At 65.2% G+C, this 17,779-nt stretch carries 16 protein-coding genes; 10 read left to right on the forward strand and 6 right to left on the reverse strand.

The features are described 5' to 3' along the window. Nucleotides 1-45: 45 nt before the first annotated feature. The 5 genes from deoC to DFK10_RS01745 all read right to left on the reverse strand — a co-directional run bounded on the left by deoC (nt 46) and on the right by DFK10_RS01745 (nt 5,601). On the reverse strand, nt 46-1,044 hold the full coding sequence (gene deoC / locus DFK10_RS01725; RefSeq protein ID WP_235866733.1) for a deoxyribose-phosphate aldolase: 999 nt from the start codon (nt 1,042-1,044) through the stop codon (nt 46-48). 66 nt (nt 1,045-1,110) lie between these two features. Continuing rightward, nucleotides 1,111-1,962, reverse strand: a complete 852-nt coding sequence (locus tag DFK10_RS01730) for a helix-turn-helix transcriptional regulator (RefSeq protein WP_109385936.1) — start codon at nt 1,960-1,962, stop codon at nt 1,111-1,113. Between the two features lie 52 nt (nt 1,963-2,014). After that, entirely contained in the window at nt 2,015-2,929 is a 915-nt protein-coding gene (locus DFK10_RS01735; protein WP_109385938.1) for an NAD-dependent epimerase/dehydratase family protein, read from the reverse strand. 81 nt (nt 2,930-3,010) lie between these two features. After that, a complete protein-coding gene (locus DFK10_RS01740; RefSeq protein ID WP_109385940.1) occupies nt 3,011-4,819 on the reverse strand; it encodes a beta-N-acetylhexosaminidase in 1,809 nt (602 codons plus the stop codon). Nucleotides 4,820-4,842: 23 nt separating this feature from the next. Next, nucleotides 4,843-5,601 carry a GntR family transcriptional regulator gene (locus DFK10_RS01745; RefSeq protein ID WP_109386032.1) on the reverse strand — a complete coding sequence of 253 codons (759 nt, stop codon included), beginning with the start codon at nt 5,599-5,601 and terminating at the stop codon, nt 4,843-4,845. 226 nt (nt 5,602-5,827) lie between these two features. Here DFK10_RS01745 and DFK10_RS01750 point away from each other — a divergent pair, with 226 nt between their 5' ends. From DFK10_RS01750 to DFK10_RS01795, 10 genes are all read left to right on the forward strand, one after another. Continuing rightward, entirely contained in the window at nt 5,828-6,757 is a 930-nt protein-coding gene (locus DFK10_RS01750) for a carbohydrate ABC transporter permease (RefSeq protein ID WP_235866734.1), read from the forward strand. A gap of 1 nt (nt 6,758) precedes the next feature. Next, on the forward strand, nt 6,759-7,601 hold the full coding sequence (locus DFK10_RS01755) for a carbohydrate ABC transporter permease (protein WP_109385942.1): 843 nt from the start codon (nt 6,759-6,761) through the stop codon (nt 7,599-7,601). Between the two features lie 32 nt (nt 7,602-7,633). Then, complete coding sequence (locus DFK10_RS01760; RefSeq protein ID WP_109385944.1) at nt 7,634-8,845, forward strand: ABC transporter substrate-binding protein; 1,212 nt, start codon at nt 7,634-7,636, stop codon at nt 8,843-8,845. Nucleotides 8,846-8,921: 76 nt separating this feature from the next. Then, entirely contained in the window at nt 8,922-10,019 is a 1,098-nt protein-coding gene (locus tag DFK10_RS01765; RefSeq protein WP_109385946.1) for an ABC transporter ATP-binding protein, read from the forward strand. A 10-nt stretch (nt 10,020-10,029) separates the two neighbouring features. After that, a complete protein-coding gene (locus DFK10_RS01770) occupies nt 10,030-11,175 on the forward strand; it encodes a Gfo/Idh/MocA family protein (protein ID WP_109386036.1) in 1,146 nt (381 codons plus the stop codon). Beyond that, entirely contained in the window at nt 11,139-12,182 is a 1,044-nt protein-coding gene (locus DFK10_RS01775; RefSeq protein ID WP_235866735.1) for an SIS domain-containing protein, read from the forward strand. The genes DFK10_RS01770 and DFK10_RS01775 overlap by 37 nt, the downstream gene beginning before the upstream one ends. Beyond that, nucleotides 12,179-13,255, forward strand: a complete 1,077-nt coding sequence (locus DFK10_RS01780; protein ID WP_109385948.1) for an SIS domain-containing protein — start codon at nt 12,179-12,181, stop codon at nt 13,253-13,255. Before DFK10_RS01775 ends, DFK10_RS01780 begins: the two co-directional genes overlap by 4 nt. Then, nucleotides 13,252-14,160, forward strand: coding sequence for an ROK family protein (locus tag DFK10_RS01785; RefSeq protein WP_109385950.1), 909 nt, complete (start codon nt 13,252-13,254; stop codon nt 14,158-14,160). Before DFK10_RS01780 ends, DFK10_RS01785 begins: the two co-directional genes overlap by 4 nt. Nucleotide 14,161: 1 nt before the next feature. Then, nucleotides 14,162-15,418, forward strand: coding sequence for a class II D-tagatose-bisphosphate aldolase non-catalytic subunit (locus tag DFK10_RS01790; RefSeq protein WP_235866738.1), 1,257 nt, complete (start codon nt 14,162-14,164; stop codon nt 15,416-15,418). Continuing rightward, entirely contained in the window at nt 15,411-16,547 is a 1,137-nt protein-coding gene (locus DFK10_RS01795; protein WP_109385954.1) for an N-acetylglucosamine-6-phosphate deacetylase, read from the forward strand. Before DFK10_RS01790 ends, DFK10_RS01795 begins: the two co-directional genes overlap by 8 nt. Here DFK10_RS01795 and DFK10_RS01800 read toward each other — a convergent pair. Then, nucleotides 16,544-17,779, reverse strand: coding sequence for an efflux RND transporter periplasmic adaptor subunit (locus DFK10_RS01800; protein WP_109385956.1), 1,236 nt, complete (start codon nt 17,777-17,779; stop codon nt 16,544-16,546). The two genes, DFK10_RS01795 and DFK10_RS01800, sit on opposite strands and share 4 nt — an antisense overlap.

Consider the following 17,779-nt stretch of genomic DNA (forward strand, 5'->3'; position numbering starts at 1 on the left):
CCGCGCTCCTGTCTTCATCTTGGCAAATAAACTCATGATCCTGCCCTAACCTGCCGCGTGCCGCCAGCTCGCAGAATAGGCGCCGGTCACGTGGTGTTCCAGCTGCCGCTCGATATCGCCCAGCAGGGAAGAGGCGCCGAAGCGAAACAGGTCCGGTTGCAGCCAGCGGTCGCCCAATTCGTCCTTGATCAACGCCAGGTAGGTCAGTGCATCCTTGGCCTTGGAAATGCCGCCCGCAGGTTTGTAGCCGACCTTGTAGCCAGTGTGCGCCTCGTAGTCGCGGATCGCGCGGATCATGGTCAGGCTCACGGGCAGGGTGGCGTTGACGCTTTCCTTGCCGGTCGAGGTCTTGATGAAATCCGCCCCTGCCATCATGCAGACGAGCGAAGCGCGGGCCACGTTGCGCAGCGTGCCCAACTCGCCGGTGGCGAGGATGGCCTTCACATGGGCCTCGCCGCAGGCCGCGCGCATCTCGCGCATTTCGTCGTAGAGCGCCTGCCAGTTGCCTTGCAGCACGTGGCGGCGGGTGATGACGATGTCGATTTCCTCGGCCCCGGCCGCGACGCTTTCGCCGATCTCGGCGATGCGCAGCTTGTAGGGCGACAGCCCGGCGGGAAACCCGGTGGACACGGCGGCGACGGGAATGCCAGAGCCGCGCAGGGCGTCGACGGCCGTTTCGACCATGTCGTGATAGACGCAGACCGCGCCCGTTGTCAGGTCCTGCATGCCGAGCGCGTCCAGGATATCGGCGCGCACCGGCTGACGCGCCTTGGCGCAAAGGCGGCGCACGCGCCCCTCGGTATCGTCACCGGATAGCGTGGTGAGGTCGATCAGGCTGATCGCCTTGCAAAGCCAGGCGGCCTGGTGGTTCTTCTTGACGCTGCGCCGGCCCGGAAGGGTCGCGGCACGGCGTTCTATGGCGCTGGTGTTGGCCTGAACGGCGCGGACCCAGGACAGGTCCAGGTCCATACCGGCATTGCGCGGTTCCTGCACCTGCGGCAGTTGCGCATCATCCGTCTTCACGTGGCTGTCAGTGGTCTGCAAAGGGGCCTCCCGTCGATGATCAAAGCCTGTCACGAGGGCGGGTCAGTGGCAAGATGTGGCGCGGCGTCAGGGCTGGATCAGCCGTTGTCTGTTTGCACGGCGGAACCGCTGCGGGGTCTGTCCATGAGTGGCCAGGAATAGTTTGTGGAAGTGCGACAGGTTGGGAATGCCGCATTCCGCAGCGATCTCGGCCAGGCTGTCTTCGCTGCCCAAAAGGCGGGTGGCGGCATAGGTCATGCGCTGCGCGTTGACATAGTCGGAGGGCGTCACACCGAGATAGCGTCGCATTGACCGCGAGACATGGGGATGCGCGCGCCCTGCGACACGGACAAGGCCAGCCGCCCCGTCGCGGAAAACAGCCGGGTCATGCGCCGCGCGGCAGGCGCGTTGCAGCCAGTCGGGGGCCGCAGCGGGAATATCGTTGGGGGCTTGGGCCATATCCGCCAGAAGGGGCAGAAGAAAGGCCTCCAGCGCCAAGGCGTCGCGAGGCCCACGTTCGAGGCGCAATGCGGCATGATTGATATCCGCCATCTGACGGATGTCCAGATGTCGGCGTGGCGGCAGGGACGCATCCGACCAGAACCCGATGCCGTTCAGACCCGGATGGCGCGCCTGCAGCGCGTCCAGGGCCTGGTCACGAATGGACAGGGAGACGATCATGGCAGCCTCTCCACGGCCCTGCAGCCCATGCGCATCGCCCGGGCGCAGAAAGATCATGTCGCCTTCGGTCAGATCCTCGCGCCGGTCGGGCAGGTGATGGCGGACCCTGCCGTTCTGCACCCAGAGCAATTCGAAAAAGGCGTGCCCATGCAGGCGGCGAGGCCGCCGGGGGGCAAGTTCGGCGCGCACCAGGTGGTGGGTCACATCCGGCCCGAGACCATCCGGAAAAGGCAGGATATGCGGACTCTGATCGCTCATGCACGAATTATGCCACAGCTTTTGCCGCGGCGCAGCATTTCTTTTCCTGCAGCTAGTCGTCTCGCTTTTTCGAAAGGAATTTCGGCAGTTTGTCAGCATTCGGCGCGGCCGGTTCCCCGGCCGGTGCCTCACTGGTGGCCGCCGCGCTCATGGCCTTGATCCCCGCGATGCCGGACTCGCCCAGAGGCACCGAGGCGAACGGGCCGCCGAGCCGGGTGAACCCCATGTCGTCGGGTGCGGGGCGCGGGGCATTGGCTTGCAGGGTCTCGGCCCAGTCCTCGGCATTGTCCTTGGGCTTGAAGCCAAGGAAGCCGGCCGTGGCGTTATTGATCGGAGCGCGGGTATTGTTCGAGATGCCGAAAACGGTCGTGAATCCGGTCACCGGGGCCTCGACGGCGCGCAGCACGAGCTGGCGGAGGTCGTGATAGCTCAGCCATGTCTGTAGTGCGCGCAGATTCTGCGGTTCGGGCGTGCAGGAGAAAATGCGCAGGCAGACCGCCTCGATACCGCGTTTGTCCCAGTACATCTTGCCCAGATCCTCGGCAAAGCATTTGGCCAGGCCATAGAACGTGTCGGGACGATGCGGGGCATCCAGCCCGATTCCGGCCATTGTTTCGTGCATGCCCACCGCGTGCACGGACGAGGCATAGATGACCCGCCGCGCCCCGTGCCGGTAGGCGGCCTCCCACACGTTGTAGGACGAGATGTAATTCGGCCCCAGAAGTTCCTCGAACGGGCGTTCATCGACGATGGCCGCGAAATGCACGACCATGTCGGCGCCTTCGACCAGCGGCCCGAAGGCCTCCATGTCGGCCACGTCGACCTGTTCGAACCGTTCATTGGCAAGCAGGGTGTCGGGGGCCTCCTGGATGTCGACCGAGACGAGTTCCTCGGCCTGCCCGGCGAGGGTTTCGCGAATTTGCATGCCCAGCGCGCCGCAGGCGCCTGTCAAGACGATCTTTTTCATGGTGGCCTTTCCCGGTGATGTTTGGCGCAGGCTGTTCTGCCGCGCGGGCAAGGTCAAGGGGTCGGACCGCCCAAGGCGGGTTCAGGCCGATTGCCAGCCCATGGCGGCAAGGATCGGCTGATAGGCGGCGGCGAGGCGGGGCAAGAGCGCCGGATCAGCGCTCCCCCTGTCCTGCCAGGCCATGGTGGCTACGCCCAGAAGGCGTGGCATGAGCATCGCCTCGATCTGGTCGTCCCGCGTGGTGAATTCCGACCAGAAGGTGCCCTGAACCCCGATGATGTTGTCGGCCAGTGCCGGTTCGTCCCCGGGCACAGGGTCCCAGGTCACGGTATCTTCCAGCGCGACGAAGGCCGCCCAGTTCGCGCCCCAATCCTCGGGGTCGGCCGTATGGGCCATGTCCAGATAGACGTGCTGCGCCGGGGTCATCACCACCTTGTAGCCCGCGCGGGCGGCGTCCAGCCCCGGCCCCTGGCCGGTCCAGCTGAACAGGATCGCGCCGTTCTCTATTCCCGTCTGACCGCGCGCGGCCTCCTCCCAGGCGGCGGGGGTCTTGCCATGTTCGGCCACGCGACGCGCCAAGCGGTTGATGGTCCAGCCTTGCAGGTCATCGGTGGTATCCAGCCCCTCGTCGTCCATGAGGCGGCGCGCGGCGGGCGACCCCTGCCAGGTGCCATCGGGCAATTCATCGCAGCCAAGATGGATCACGTCGAAGGGGAACAGGCCAGCGATTTCATCGACCATGGCATGCCACACGCGCCAGCTTTCCGTCATGGCGGGGTTCATGACATTGGCGGCATAGCCTTGCACGGACCGTTCGGTGCCGGTGTCCTCGGGGTCGCGAGTGCCGGGGTAGACGCGGGCGAGGGCCAGCGCGTGGGCGGGAACCTCGATTTCCGGCATGACCTCGATGCCCAGCTCCGCCGCACGGGCCACGACCCGCGCAACATCGGCCCGTGAATAGCTCCCGCCGGACCGGATCCCGCCGCCGAAAACGCCGGGGATCAGCTCGTCCTCACCCCGGAAATGGGTCTTTGCGAGTTCGGGCAAGCTATCGAGTGCAAGCCGGAAAGCCTCGTCATCCGCGAAATGCCAGTGAAAGCGATTCAGTTTCAGCAGCGCCATCAGGTCCAGCAGACGCAGGATGGTGTCGACCGAGTAGAAATGCCGGGCGCAATCCAGGTGCTGCCCACGCCAGCCGAAGCGAGGTGCGTCCTCGATTTCGCCGCACGGGATGTGCCCATCATGAGTTCGCGCCATCGTCAGCAAGGTCACCGCGCCGTGCAGCGCGCCGGCCCTGTCGCCATGGCGCAGCTTTGCGCCCTCCGGTGTCACCGTGAGCCGATAGGCCTCGGGGGGCAGGGTCTCGTCCAGTTCCACGCTCAGCCGCGCGCCGTCCTTGGACAGGAACGGGCCCAGCCCGACCCTTGCGGCCAGATCGTCGGCGGCGCTCAATGGTTCCGATGCGGGCGCGGCAAAGCTGGTCGCGATCAGGTGGTCAGCTGCCGCCACAGCGCGAGTTGGTCGCGGGCAAACCCGGGGCCAATCGGCGGCTACGGTGTCGCGTCGCTCAGGGCGCACACCGTCGGGCAGGGCGGGCAGATCAAGCGGCCCGTCCTGAGTGCGCAGATAAGCACCAAGTGGCAGCCACGCCCGGTTGGCCGGAGCGAATTCGGGGTTTTCATGGCGAAGGGTCACATCATGCGGCTGACCTGCCAGCAAATCCGGCAAGGCCACCTCGGCATAGCCGCCGGTCGCGGCGATGCGCGTGCCGCCCTCGACTACGGTGACCGGGGCCATGCAGGAAAAGCAGAAAACCGGCGCCTTCAGGTCGCGGTCGCTGGTGATGCGGCAGTGGATCAGCTTGCCGTCGATACGGGCGTCGAATTGCATGTTTCCCCCTGGAAAGTGTCGCCTCAGCCGCCGTCCGGGCGCAGTTCGGAGACGAAATCGTAGATGTCGGACCGGTAAAAACCGCGCGTGAACTCCACCGGGCGGCCGTTGTCGAGATAGGCGGTGCGGTCGATCTGCAGGATCGCGGTGTTTTCAGGCAGGCAGAGCAATTGCGCATCCGCGCCCTTGACGTTCACCGCCGTCACGCGCTGGATCGCCCGGCTCGGGGCCTGGCCGCGTCGGCGCAGCACGGCATAGAGCGAGGTTTCCACCGCTTCGGGGTCCGGCAGGATGTCCGACGGCAGGGAGGACCGTTCGATCGCCATCGGTGTGTCATCTGCGCTTCGCAGCCGTTCGATCCGGGCCACGGACACGGACGGCGAAAGGCCCAGCGCCATTATCTCATCCGGGCTGGGTGGGAAGAGGCCGCGATCCAGAACACGACTGGTCGAGACGCGGCCGCGTGCCTGCATGTTCTCGGTAAAGGAAACCAGCGTCGAAAGCGATTGCTCGGTCTTGGGCGCGCTTCCCATCACGAAACTGCCCGCGCCGCGCCGCTGTTCGATCAGACCGGCCTCGACCAGTTCGGCCACCGCCTTGCGCACGGTGACGCGGCTTACATTGGCGAGTTCAGCCAGGTCGCGTTCCGCCGGCAACTGCTGGCCCTCTTGCAGGGTGCCCTCTGTGATGGCCCGTCCGATGTGGCGGGACAATTGCAGGTAGCGCGGCCCCTGTCCGGGCCGGTGCCAGGTTTCGGGCTGAAAAAGGGATTCGGCATTCATGGTCATATCGCGCCTTCTATTGGTATGTTTTTATAATACCAAAATTCGTATCTTCAATACATTTGTTGCGGTGTGCGGCCAAAAAGACAATGAAAAACTGGGGTATCCAATACATAACGAAAAACTGGTATTATTTTGGTAGCATTTTTGGGATTGCTTGGTATCGTTTGCTGACAGACATCGATTCGCGTCCGAAAAAGCGGGCGCAGGGCATCCGGGGGGAACCTTGACCGAGCTTACGCAAGAGATCGCCGTGGCCGAGCGGACCAAGCGCCGCAAGCTGCCCGAGGCATGGTTTGCCTGGATGCTGGTGGCGCCGGCCATCATCTTCATTGCCGTCATCGTCGCATGGCCCTTGGCAGAGACGATCCGCCTCTCCTTCATGGAGGCCGATCTTGGCGGCGAGGAATTCGTCGGCGCGGCCAATTACGCGGACCTGCTGGATAGCCGCAAATTCCATGAAACCGTGGTGCGGACGTTCTATTGGATGTTCCTATCGGTGGGGTTGAAGCTGATCCTCGGGCTGATCGGGGCGACGCTTCTCAATGCCGCCATTCCGGGCCGGGCACTGTTCCGCGTGCTGGTCATGCCGCCCTGGGTGATCCCGATCGCCATCGGCTGCATCGGCTGGCTGTGGCTCTATAACGGGTATTTCGGCCTGCTGTCCGGGCTGGGCCAGCGCCTTGGCATCCTGGATGGCCCGTTCGAGTTCCTGGCCTACAAGCAATCAGCTTTCTATTCGGCCATCGTTACCGATGTCTGGGTCGGCACACCGATGGTCACGCTGTTCCTGCTGGCCGCCATGCAGGGCGTCAGTCGCGACCTTTACGAGGCCGCCTGGGTCGATGGGGCCGGGCGCTGGTATCGGTTCCGCCGCATCACCATTCCCCAGATCATGCCGGTGCTCGTGTCGATGGCGCTGCTTTCCGCGATCTGGACGTTCAACAGTTTCGAAATCATCTGGATCCTGACCGAGGGCGGCCCGCGCGGGGCGACCACGACCCTGATCGTGGACACCTACAAGACCGCGATTTCCAACTACAAGTTCGGCGAAGGCGCCGCGCGCGCCGTGATCATCGTGATCCTGCTGGCGCTGTTTTCCCTCATCTACCTGTTCTTCCTGAACAAGGTGAACCGCAAATACGGGGTGAAGTGACATGATGGACCGCTACACGATCCCGCAGAAGATCGGCCTCTACATTGCTGTTGCGATCTTCCTGACCTTCATCCTGCTGCCCTTCTTCGAGATGTTCATGGCGTCCCTGCGCCCGCTCGAACACCTGTTCCGCAGCCCCTACCAGTTCTGGTCCGAGGATTTCAGCTTCCAGGCTTATTCGGACATGTGGGAAACGGTGCCGCTGCTGGGGCGCTACATCTTCAACTCGATCTATATCGCCTCGATGGTGACGGCGATCACCATGGCCTTCGTTGTGCCTGCCGCCTATGCCTTCGCCCGCATGGACTTTCCGTTCAAGTCGGCGACGCTTGGCATCTTCCTGGCCGTCAACATGTTCACCGGTGCGGTGCTGCTGATCCCGCTCTACCGGGTGCTGCGGACCCTGGGCCTGCTCAATACCTATTGGGCGATGATCGTGCCGGGCGTGGCTTTCCTGATCCCCACGGGGATCTGGCTGCTGCGCTCTTACCTGGAAAAGATCCCGCGCGAACTGGAAGAGGCCGCCTATGTCGATGGCGCCAGCCGCCTCTACACCCTGCGCCGAGTCGTGCTGCCGCTGGCGGTGCCGGGGCTGATCGTTGTCGGCGTGGCGGTCTTCATCGGCGCCTATGCCCAGCAATTCCTGTTCGCAATCACCTTCAACCAGACCCGCGAGCTGCAGCCGCTGCCCGCCGGTCTTTACGAATTCATCGGCTACCAGTCGGTGACCTGGAACGAGATGATGGCCGCTGCCCTGGTCGGTGTGCTGCCGGTCATGGTCATCTTCCTGTTCCTGCAAAAATACCTCGTCGCGGGCCTGACCGCAGGCGCGGTGAAAGAATGAAACCAGTAGGTCCAACAAAGGGAGAGACCCAGATGAAAACCTTGAAAACATTGTCCGTGGGGGCCGTATTGCTGACCGGTTCGGCCCTGTCGGCGCAGGCGCAGGATATGCACTTCATCATGTGTGGCGGCGAAATCCGCGAAGCCGACCAGGCCGTCGTCGATGCCTTCGTCGCCGAGCGTGACGGCGTGACCGTCAATATCGAGGCCGTTCCGTGGGGCACGTGCCAGGACAAATCCCTGACGCTCGCCGCGGCCGGTGATCCGCCTTCGATTTCCTATATGGGCAGCCGCACCCTGCGCCAGCTGGCCAATAACGACCTGATCGTGCCAGCCGAGATCCCCGCCGAATGGGAAGATGCCTATCAGCCGGGCGTGCTGAACACCGTGACCATCGAGGGCACCCGCTGGGGCTATCCGCACGCCTTCTCGACCAAGGCGCTCTACATCAATTGCGATCTGGCCGAAGAAGCTGGCGTGGCCTGCGAGGCTCCGGCCACCTGGGACGACATGTACGCCATGGCCGAGGCGATCAACAACAACACGGGTGCGGCCGGGATCGGCCTTGCGGGCAAGGATTTCGACAACACCATGCACCAGTTCCTCAACTATCTTTATTCCAACGGGGGAACGGTGATCGATACGGCAACGGGCGAGAACATGCTCGACAGTCAAGAAACCCGCGAGACGCTGGAATTCTACGGCAAGCTGGCCAGCGTGTCGCAGGATGGTCCAACCGCGTGGGAACGCGACCAGTTGCGCGACCTGTTCAATGACGGCCAGATCGGCATGTATGTGCAAGGTCCCTGGGGCCGAGGCCAGCACAATGAAGACATCAACCAGCTTGTCGCCCCGGTCCCCGCAGGCCCCTCTGGCGCAAGTGGCACGATCCTGATCACCGACAGCCTTGTCGTGTTCAAGGGGTCCGGTCACGAGGATCTGGCGCAGGAACTGGCCCAGGCGCTTGCCTCGGGTGAGGCGCAATATGATCTGGACCAAAGCTGGGGCCTGACGCCGATCTTCCAGTATGAAAAGCTGGGTATCGAAGACCCGTTCTACATTGGCGATCCCTTCTGGGAAGTTTTCACAGCCGGGATCGAGGCCGGTGGGCCTGAACCCCTGCTGGAGGATTTCAAATCGCTCCAGTCGGTCTTCACCAACATGGTGCAGGGCATCCTGCTTGAGGATGATACCGTCGACAGCCTCGTCACCATCGCGGGCGAGGAACTGGACGACGCGCTCTGAGCCGATCCTTCCGACCGGGCGGCGGCTGGTCTGCCGCCCGGACCCAAACAGATTTCAAACAGACAGGACGCAACCCGTGGCCACGCTCGACCTGGAAAACATCTGCAAATCCTTCGGCCCCGCCAAGGTGCTTCATGACATCGACCTTGCCATCCGCGACAAGGAATTCGTCGTCTTCGTCGGCCCGTCGGGCTGCGGCAAGTCCACGCTCTTGCGGATCATTGCCGGGCTGGAAGAGGCGACCGACGGGCGTATCGTGATCGAGGGTCGCGATGTCAGCCGTGAAGACCCGGTAGACAGGGGCATTTCCATGGTGTTCCAGTCCTACGCGCTCTATCCGCACCTGACGGTTTTCGAGAACATCGCCTTCCCGCTGCGGGTTCAGAAGATGACGCAGCAAGACGTGAATCAGCGCGTCAACCGAGCGGCAGAAATCCTGCAACTGACCGACAAGCTTACGTTGAAGCCGGGCCAGCTGTCCGGTGGTCAGCGTCAGCGCGTCGCCATCGGCCGATCCATCGTGCGGGAACCCAAGGTGTTCCTTTTCGACGAGCCGCTTTCGAACCTGGACGCCGCGCTGCGCGGTGACATGCGGGTGGAACTTAGCCAGCTGCACCGGGAACTGAATGCAACGATGGTTTACGTGACCCATGATCAGGTCGAGGCGATGACCATGGCCGACCGCATCGTCGTTCTGAACGGTGGCCGGGTGGAACAATTCGGTTCTCCGATGGAACTCTATCACCATCCCGCGACAAAGTTCGTGGCCGGATTCATCGGTCAGCCCAACATGAATTTCGTCCCCGGCACGGTCGTTGAGGCCAATGGCGACGGCGTGGCCATCGATACGGTAGATGGCGCCCGACTGGTCCTTCCGGTCGACCGAGCAGGCGTTTCCACGGGCGATGCGGTGGAGATCGGCATCCGGCCCGAGGATGTCCGGCTTGGTGACGGTCTGGGCCTGAATATCCGGGTGCTGGAACGCCTGGGCGGCGTATCCATCGCCCACGGCGCCTTGTCGGACGGCACGCGCTTCTGCGCTTCGCTCGACGGCAATGCCCGGATCGAGGAAGGCGTGCCGGTCGGCCTGACGGTCGACCCTGCCTGCGCCCATGTCTTCAAGGCCGATGGCACGGTCCTGCGCCGGCAGGCTGCCCCGGCCCTGGTCGCCTGAGGAGGAAAAAATGAAAATCGCAACTGCCGGGATCGGTCTCCGGGCCGGTCATGTGCTGGCCTTGTTCAGGCAAATGATGCCAGAGGTCGAATTCGTGGGGTATTACGACCCGCAACCGACCTACCTAGAGATGATCGGCACCGATACGCCACGCTTCGACAGCGTCGAAGAGATGCTGGCGCAGACCAAACCGGACCTCTTCTTCGTCGGCTCACCCAACGAGTTTCACCTCGACCAGATCCGTGCCGGGCTGGAAAGCGACGTGCCGCATATCTTCACCGAAAAGCCGGTGGTGGTGTCCATCGAGGAGACGATGGAACTGGGCCGCCTGCTGGCGAAACACGGCTCGGACCGGCTGATGGTGGGGCTGGTGCTGCGCTACTCCCAACACATGGTGGACCTGCGCGCGGCCATGGCCGAAGGCGTGCTGGGCCAGATCACCTCGCTTGAGGCGAACGAACATATCGGCCCGTATCATGGCGCCTTCTTCATGCGCGACTGGCGGCGCATGGTGTCCCATTCGGGCGGGTTCATGCTGGAGAAGTGTTGCCACGACCTGGACCTGTACAACATGATCACCGGGTCGCGCCCGGCCCGCGTGGCCAGTTTCGGCGGGCGTCGGTCCTTCCTGCCGGATCACGCCCCGGCCTCGAATGCCGAAAACGAGATCTTCCACATCAAAGGGTCCGTCTGGAACTCTGTCGATGATCCGTTCCACAGCGATGGTGACATCATCGACTGCCAAACCGCGATCCTCGAATATGAAACCGGGGCCAGCATGGCCTTTCACACCAACCTGAACGTGCCCGACGAACACCGCCGGTTCTGCGTGATGGGGGCGATGGGCATGGCCGAGGGCGACTTCGTGCGTGGCTATCTCAAGATCACGCGGCGCGATGGAAAGGTCTATGCGGATCACGACTATTCCAAGGGCGACAGGGCGACGCTGGGCAGTCACTACGGCGCTGATCATATGATGGTCGCCGACATCATCGCCTACCTGAAGGGCGCGGCCGAGGCACTGCCCGTGTCCATCGTCGATGCGCTGGAGGCGGGCGTCGCGGCGCTGGCGCTGGACGAGGCCCGCAGCGCGGGCCGCGTGGTGGGCCTGTCCGAAACATGGGCGGAATTCGACAGCTTGGGATTGAGGCGATGACCGTGCAGGGCAATCACACCACACCAGGCCGCTACATGGCCCGCGAGATCGGCGAGGCGGGCGCTGTCTTTGCGCACGCGGCGTCGCAGGATATCGACCCCGCGGTGCATGGGCTTGCCGATCGCCAGGCGTTCTATACGGTCGCGCGCGGCTCGTCCGACGCGGCGGCCAACATCCTGTCCTACGAGTTCATGCGCGAACTGGGCGTGCCGGTCACGTCCCTGCCGCCCTCGGTCTTTTCCATCGGTGGCGGGGTCTCGATGCGTGATGCGGCCGCCCTGATCATCTCTCAATCAGGGGCCAGCGATGATCTGATCCATACGGCCAGGGGTATGCGGGCCAAGGGCGCCTGCGTTGCGGCAATCACCAATGTGCCCGGCTCGGGGGTCGAGGGGGCCGCCGACCTGACCGTGCCGATCGGCGCGGGCGAAGAGTGGGCCGTTCCCGCCACCAAGACCGTCATCGGGTCGGTCGGGGCCGGGATCGCGCTCTTGTCCGCGCTCAAGCCCGACTATGGCTGGCGCGCCGCCGACGGGATTGCGGTGCTGGCGGCCATGGAAGGATTGGCGAAGGACCGGCACGAAGCGCTGCGCGCCGGGCTGCTGCGGGCGCGGCATGTCTATGTGGTGGGGCGCGATACCGGCTTGGGCACTGCCCATGAGGTGGCTCTGAAGATCAAGGAATGCTGCGCCATACATGCCGAGGCCCATTCCGCCTCGGAGGTTTTGCATGGCCCGCTGCAACTTGCTACGAACCCCCTGACCGTGCTGGTGCTGGATAGCGGCGCGCCGGGCACCGCCGATAGCCTGGACACCGCCGAGGCAAGGTTCCGTGATCAGGGCTGCGATGTGCACCGGGTCGATGCCGGCCTGCCCGGCCTGACACCGGCCATCGCGGCGGCCGCCATCCTGCGCCGGGTCTACCCGGTGATCCTTGATACCGCCCTTGCGCTGGGCCATGACCCGGACAACCCCGCAACCCTGTCGAAAGTGACCCGAACCCGATGAGTGATAATGCCGACCTGACCCGTTGGGCCACCTGGACCGAGACTCATGCCCAGCCGCAGCTGTGGCGGGACTGGTCGCGCGTGCTGGACGTGGACGGCCTGCGCGGCTGGGTTGCCGAGCAATCGGTTGATGAGGTCTGGTTCTGCGGGGCCGGGACCAGTGCCTATATCGGCGACATCCTTGTTTCGGGGCTGGAAGGGCAGGGTGGTCCACGTCTGCGGGCGGTGCCCTCGACTGACCTGGTGGCCAGACCCCAGACCTATCTGCGTGCCCGTCGACCTTTGGTTGTGAATTTCGGGCGCTCGGGCAATTCCTCGGAAACCGTCGGAACGCTGGACGCGCTCGACGTGCTGGCGCCTTCTGCGCCGCGTCTGAACATCACCTGCAACCCGGATGGGGTCCTTGCAACCCGAGGCGGGGCGGAAAGCCGCGTGGTCCTGCTGCCGCCCGAAACCCATGATGCCGGCTTTGCCATGACCAGCAGCTTTTCGACCATGTTGCTGACGGCCCTGATGGTCTTTGCCGAAGACCGCCAGGACCCGGATGCGATGAACCGCGCGGCGACCACGATGGAAGCGGTGCTGCCCGAATACGCCGCGCGAACCGGCGCTCGACCGGACCGCGCGGTATTCCTGGGCACCGGCCCACTTGCATACGCGGCGCGCGAGGCCGCGCTCAAGGTCATGGAACTGACCGCCGGGCAGGTTCCCTGCCTGTGGGACAGCGTGCTGGGCTTTCGTCATGGGCCGAAATCGTTCACCACGCAGGCCACGCGCATCGTGATCTTCACCGACGCCAACGATCCGGCCTGCCGCTACGAGGCCGACCTGGTGGCCGAACTGCGCGCGCAATATCCCGATGCGACGGTGACGGCGATCGGGCCGGGCGGTGATATCGACCTGCCCCATCCCGACGGGCCGCTCTGGGCCACGCCGGTCGCGATCGGATTTGCACAGGTTGCCGGCGTGATCTGGGCCGACGGGTTGGGTCTGAACGTGGATGACCCGTTCAGCGGGCAGGGCACCCTGTCGCGCGTGGTCTCGGGTGTGACGCTCTACGAGGTGGCGCCATGATCGCAGCCGGGATCGACCTTGGTGGCACCAAGTCCGAGGTGCAGCTTTTCGACAGCGATTGGACGCAGGTCGCCAGCCGACGCGATGACACGCCCAAAGATTATGCCGCATTGGTCGAGTGCGTGGCCGACCAGGTGCGCTGGGCGCTCGATCAGGCTGGCGCGCCACTGCCGGTGGGCGTCGGAGCGGCGGGTTTGGTCGATGCGAAGGGTAATGCCTTCACGGCCAACCTGGTTGCCTCGGGTCATCCGTTCCCGGCTGATATCGCGAAAGCGTCAGGCCATGCGGTAACCTACGTGAACGATTGCCGGGCCTTGGCTCTGTCCGAGGCGGTTTTCGGGGCCGGGCGGGGTCATCGGACCGTGATGTCGCTGATCCTCGGGACCGGGATTGGCGGTGGAGTGGTCGTCGATGGGTCGCTCCATACCGGCCCAACCGGAACGGGCGGCGAATATGGCCATTCTCCGGCCGCCGCCGCCGTGGTCGCACGCCATGGCCTGCCGATCCATTCCTGCGGCTGCGGGCGGCAGGGCTGTGTGGAAACCTACGTGGCCGGGCCAGGGTTGTGCCGCATGGCCAAGGATCTCTGCGAGCAGGCCTACGACCCAGAAGAGATCGGACGTCACCGGCACAACGACGAGGAGGCGGCAAGGGTCTGGGCTGTCTGGCTGGAGATGATGGGCGAGCTGATGCTGACCATGGTGCAGACCGTCGATCCCGATTGCATCGTGATCGCGGGTGGGCTCAGCCGGATCGAGGGGCTTGTTTCCGACCTGACCGAGGCGTTGGCCGCGGCGCAGATCAAGGGGTTCGACACCCCACCGATCCTGCTGGCCGAAGGCGGCGATGCCTCGGGCGCACGCGGGGCGGCCTTTGCCGCCCTTCAAGAGGCCCAGAGTGGCTGAGATGCTGCGCGATATCGTGGCCCGCAACCGGGCCGGGGCGGCGGTGGCTGTGCCCTCGGTCTGTTCGGCCCAGCCTGACGTGCTGCGCGCCTCGATGCTGCGGGCCGAGGCGCTGGACCGCCCATTGGTGATCGAAGCGACGAGCAACCAGGTGAACCAGGATGGCGGCTATACGGGCATGACGCCTGCGGATTTCGCCGGGTTTGTCTGGGGCATGGCCGACGATCTTGGTGTCGACCGCGCCCGGCTTGTGCTGGGGGGCGATCACCTTGGCCCACAGGCCTGGCGCAAGCTGCCCGCCGAGGTCGCGATGGACAAGGCGCGGACGCTTGTGGCCGACTATGCGCGCGCCGGGTTCGCCAAGATCCATCTGGATTGCTCCGAGGGCTGTGCTGGCGAGGCTGCGCAGTTGCCCGATGCGGTGACGGCGCAGCGGTCGGCGGAATTGGCGCGTGTTTGCGAAGAAGCGATGCCCCCCGAGGGCCTGCTTTACGTCATCGGCACCGAGGTGCCGCCCCCCGGGGGCGCCCGCATCGACGAGGCCGGCGATATTCCCGCCACCACGCCCGCCGCCGCGGCCGCCACGCTGGCTGCGCATCAAGGGGCCTTCGAGGCTGCCGGGCTGGCCGAGATCATTCCCCGCGTCGCGGGGCTGGTCGTGCAGCCGGGGGTCGAATTCTCGCCCATGCAGGTGCATCATCTGCCCATGGACCGTGATCCGGGCCTGCGGGAGGTTGCCATGTCATGGCCCGGCCTTTGCCTTGAGGCGCATTCGACCGATTACCAGCACCCTGCCGCCTACCCGCGTCTGGCCGCGCTCGGCTTTGCCTTCCAGAAGGTCGGACCGGCGCTGACCTTCGCCTATCGCGAGGCGCTTTATGCCTTGGATGCGGCCTTGGTCATCGCGGGCCGTGCGGTGGGGCTGATCGAAGTGATGGAAGAGGTGATGCAGGCCGATCCGGGCTATTGGCAGGGGCACTATGCGGAAGGTGACCGTATCGCGCGGCATGCCGGGCTGGCCGATCGCATTCGCTATTACTGGCCCGCGCCCAAGGCGCAGGCGGCAGTGGCCGAGCTGCGTGCGCGGGTCTCCGAGGCACCGTTGCCGGACCCGCTCTTGTGGCAGGTCTTCGCCCCGGCGGTCCTCGACCGGGCCGAGGCGCTATCCGGGCCACAGGTCCAGCGGTTGATCGACGCACAGATCCAGATTGCGCTTGATCCCTACTTCTTCGGCGATCAAGGGGGCAGCGATGACTGAGACATGGTTCTGCCCCGATCGGCTTTTCGATGGCGAGACACTGCGTGATGGCCTGGCCCTGCACGTGGTTGATGGCCATGTGGCCGGGGTTGTCCCGGCCGGGCAGGTGCCGGCGGACAGCATACGCGTTCCCGGGATCGTCTCGCCGGGGTTCATCGACCTTCAGGTGAACGGGGGTGGGGGCGTTCTGCTGAACGCGACCCCGACCGTCGAGGGGATGGAGAGGATCGCGGAAGCCCATCGCGCCCTGGGCACGGTCGGCATCCTGCCCACCGTGATCACCGACACCCCCGAGGTGCTTGACCAGGCGGTCGCGGCCGCGCTGGCCGCCAAGGGGCGTCCGGGGCTGCTGGGGCTGCATATCGAGGGGCCGCATATCTCGGTCCCGCGCCGGGGCACCCATGCCTCGGCCCATGTGCGCCCGTTCGACCCCGCAACACTGGAGCATGTGCGCCGTCTGCGCGCGGCGGATATTCCGGTGATGATCACGCTGGCCCCCGAGGCCGCCAGCCCGCAGGACATTGCCGCGTTGGCCGGGACAGGGGCCGTGGTGTCGATCGGCCATTCCGATGCCAGCGCCGAGGAAACGCGCACTGCGCTGGAGGCCGGTGCCAGCTGCTTCACCCACCTGTTCAACGCCATGTCGCCGATGCTGAACCGCGCGCCGGGCGTGGTGGGCGCGGCGATCAATTCGACCGCCCATGCCGGGATCATCGCCGATGGCATCCACGTCGCTGACGAGATGATCGCGCTGGCCCTGCGCGCGCGGCCGGTTCCGGACCGGATGTTTCTTGTCTCGGACGCCATGCCGACCGTGGGCGGACCGGATCAATTCTCGCTCTACGGGCAGGATCTGCGCCTGCAGGACGGGCGGCTGGTCAATTCCGAAGGCTCGCTGGCCGGCGCGCACCTGACTCAGGCGATGGGCGTCGCGCGGTTGGTGAATGTCCTGGGCCTAGACCCTGATGAAGCCTTGAAAATGGCCTTGACGGTGCCGGCCCGGTTGATCGGGCGGGATGATCTGACAAAGATCGAGGGTCGGGCCTTGGGCGATCTGATCGTGCTGGATGCTGAGATGCACCCTGCCGGATCGCTGGTCGACAGGTTGCCGGCCACGGTCCGCGCCTAGCCGTCCCTTGGCGCTACATGGTCCCCGGCGGCGAGTCCCGCTGATGGGTAGAGGACAACGCGGTCGCCTTCGGCCAGCCCTGACAGGACATGCGCCTCGATCCCGTTGTTGCGACCCAGTTCCACGGCGGTAAGCTGGGCAAGCTCCTCGTCATCGACGGTGAAGACCGCCCAGCCATCGCCATCGCGGAACAGGGCCGCGCTGGGCAGTTTCAGGGCATCCTCGTCCTGCCAGATCACGATCCGTGCCTCGACGCGGAACCCGTGGCCAAGGCTGGCGCGGTCCTCGGCGGGTGTGTCGAAGGAGACTTCGACGCTGACGCGCTGTTCCTCGACCCCCAACGCCGAGACCTTCGTGACAGCGGACGGCGCGATGCGGGAGACCGTGCCATGCAAGGTCGTAGCGCCGCCCCAATCCTCGATCAGGACTGGGTCGCCCAGGCTGACCTGCACGGCATCGGACGAGATCAGGTCGACCACCACATCCAACCCGGTTTCGATGTTGCCGATCTCCAGCACCGGCGCCCCGGCGGGCAGCACCGCCTCGCTTTCCTGCACCACGCGCAGGATGCGGCCGTCGATGGGGGCGTGCAGGGGGATCGAGTCCTCAAAGCCGTTGTCGACCGGTTCGGACAGGGCCAGGTCGTCGAAGCCGATCAGTTGCGCGCGGGCGTTGGCCAGTTCGGCCTGACGCATGGCGATCGCGGCCTCGGCGGTCTGGAGCGCGGCTTCGGTCGCGCGGGCATTGGTCTCGGCCCGCTCCAGCGCCGCCCGGCTGACCGTGCCGCTCTCGGCCAGTTGACGGGCCCGGTTCAAATCGGTTTCAGCCAGTTCATTGGCGGCGGCGGCAGAATTGCGGTCCGCCTCGGCCACGCGTAGGGCGGCCTGCGCGGCATCGACGGCCGCCAGGGCCTGCTCGCGTGTGCGTACGTCCAGCGCCGCGGGGTTGGTCGGCCGCATCTGTGCCACGACGGTTTCCCGCGCAATCACCGGATCACCCGCTTCGACAGTCACGCGTTGAAGCATCCCAGCGACCGGGGTCGAAACCACGTAGATCTCGTGGACCTCGGTGCGCCCGTCTTCGTCGATGGTCACCTGCATCGGGCCGCGCGTCACCTCGGCAATATCGACCAAGGTGGGCTGGGGCCAGAACGCGGCCGTCAGCGCGCCTCCGACGATCACGGCGGCAAGCAGGGTCAGAACCAGGCGGGATTTCGTCTTGGCGCGGGCCAT

The sequence above is a fragment of the Salibaculum griseiflavum genome (assembly GCF_003129565.1).
Classification (GTDB): Bacteria; Pseudomonadota; Alphaproteobacteria; order Rhodobacterales; family Rhodobacteraceae; genus Salibaculum; species Salibaculum griseiflavum.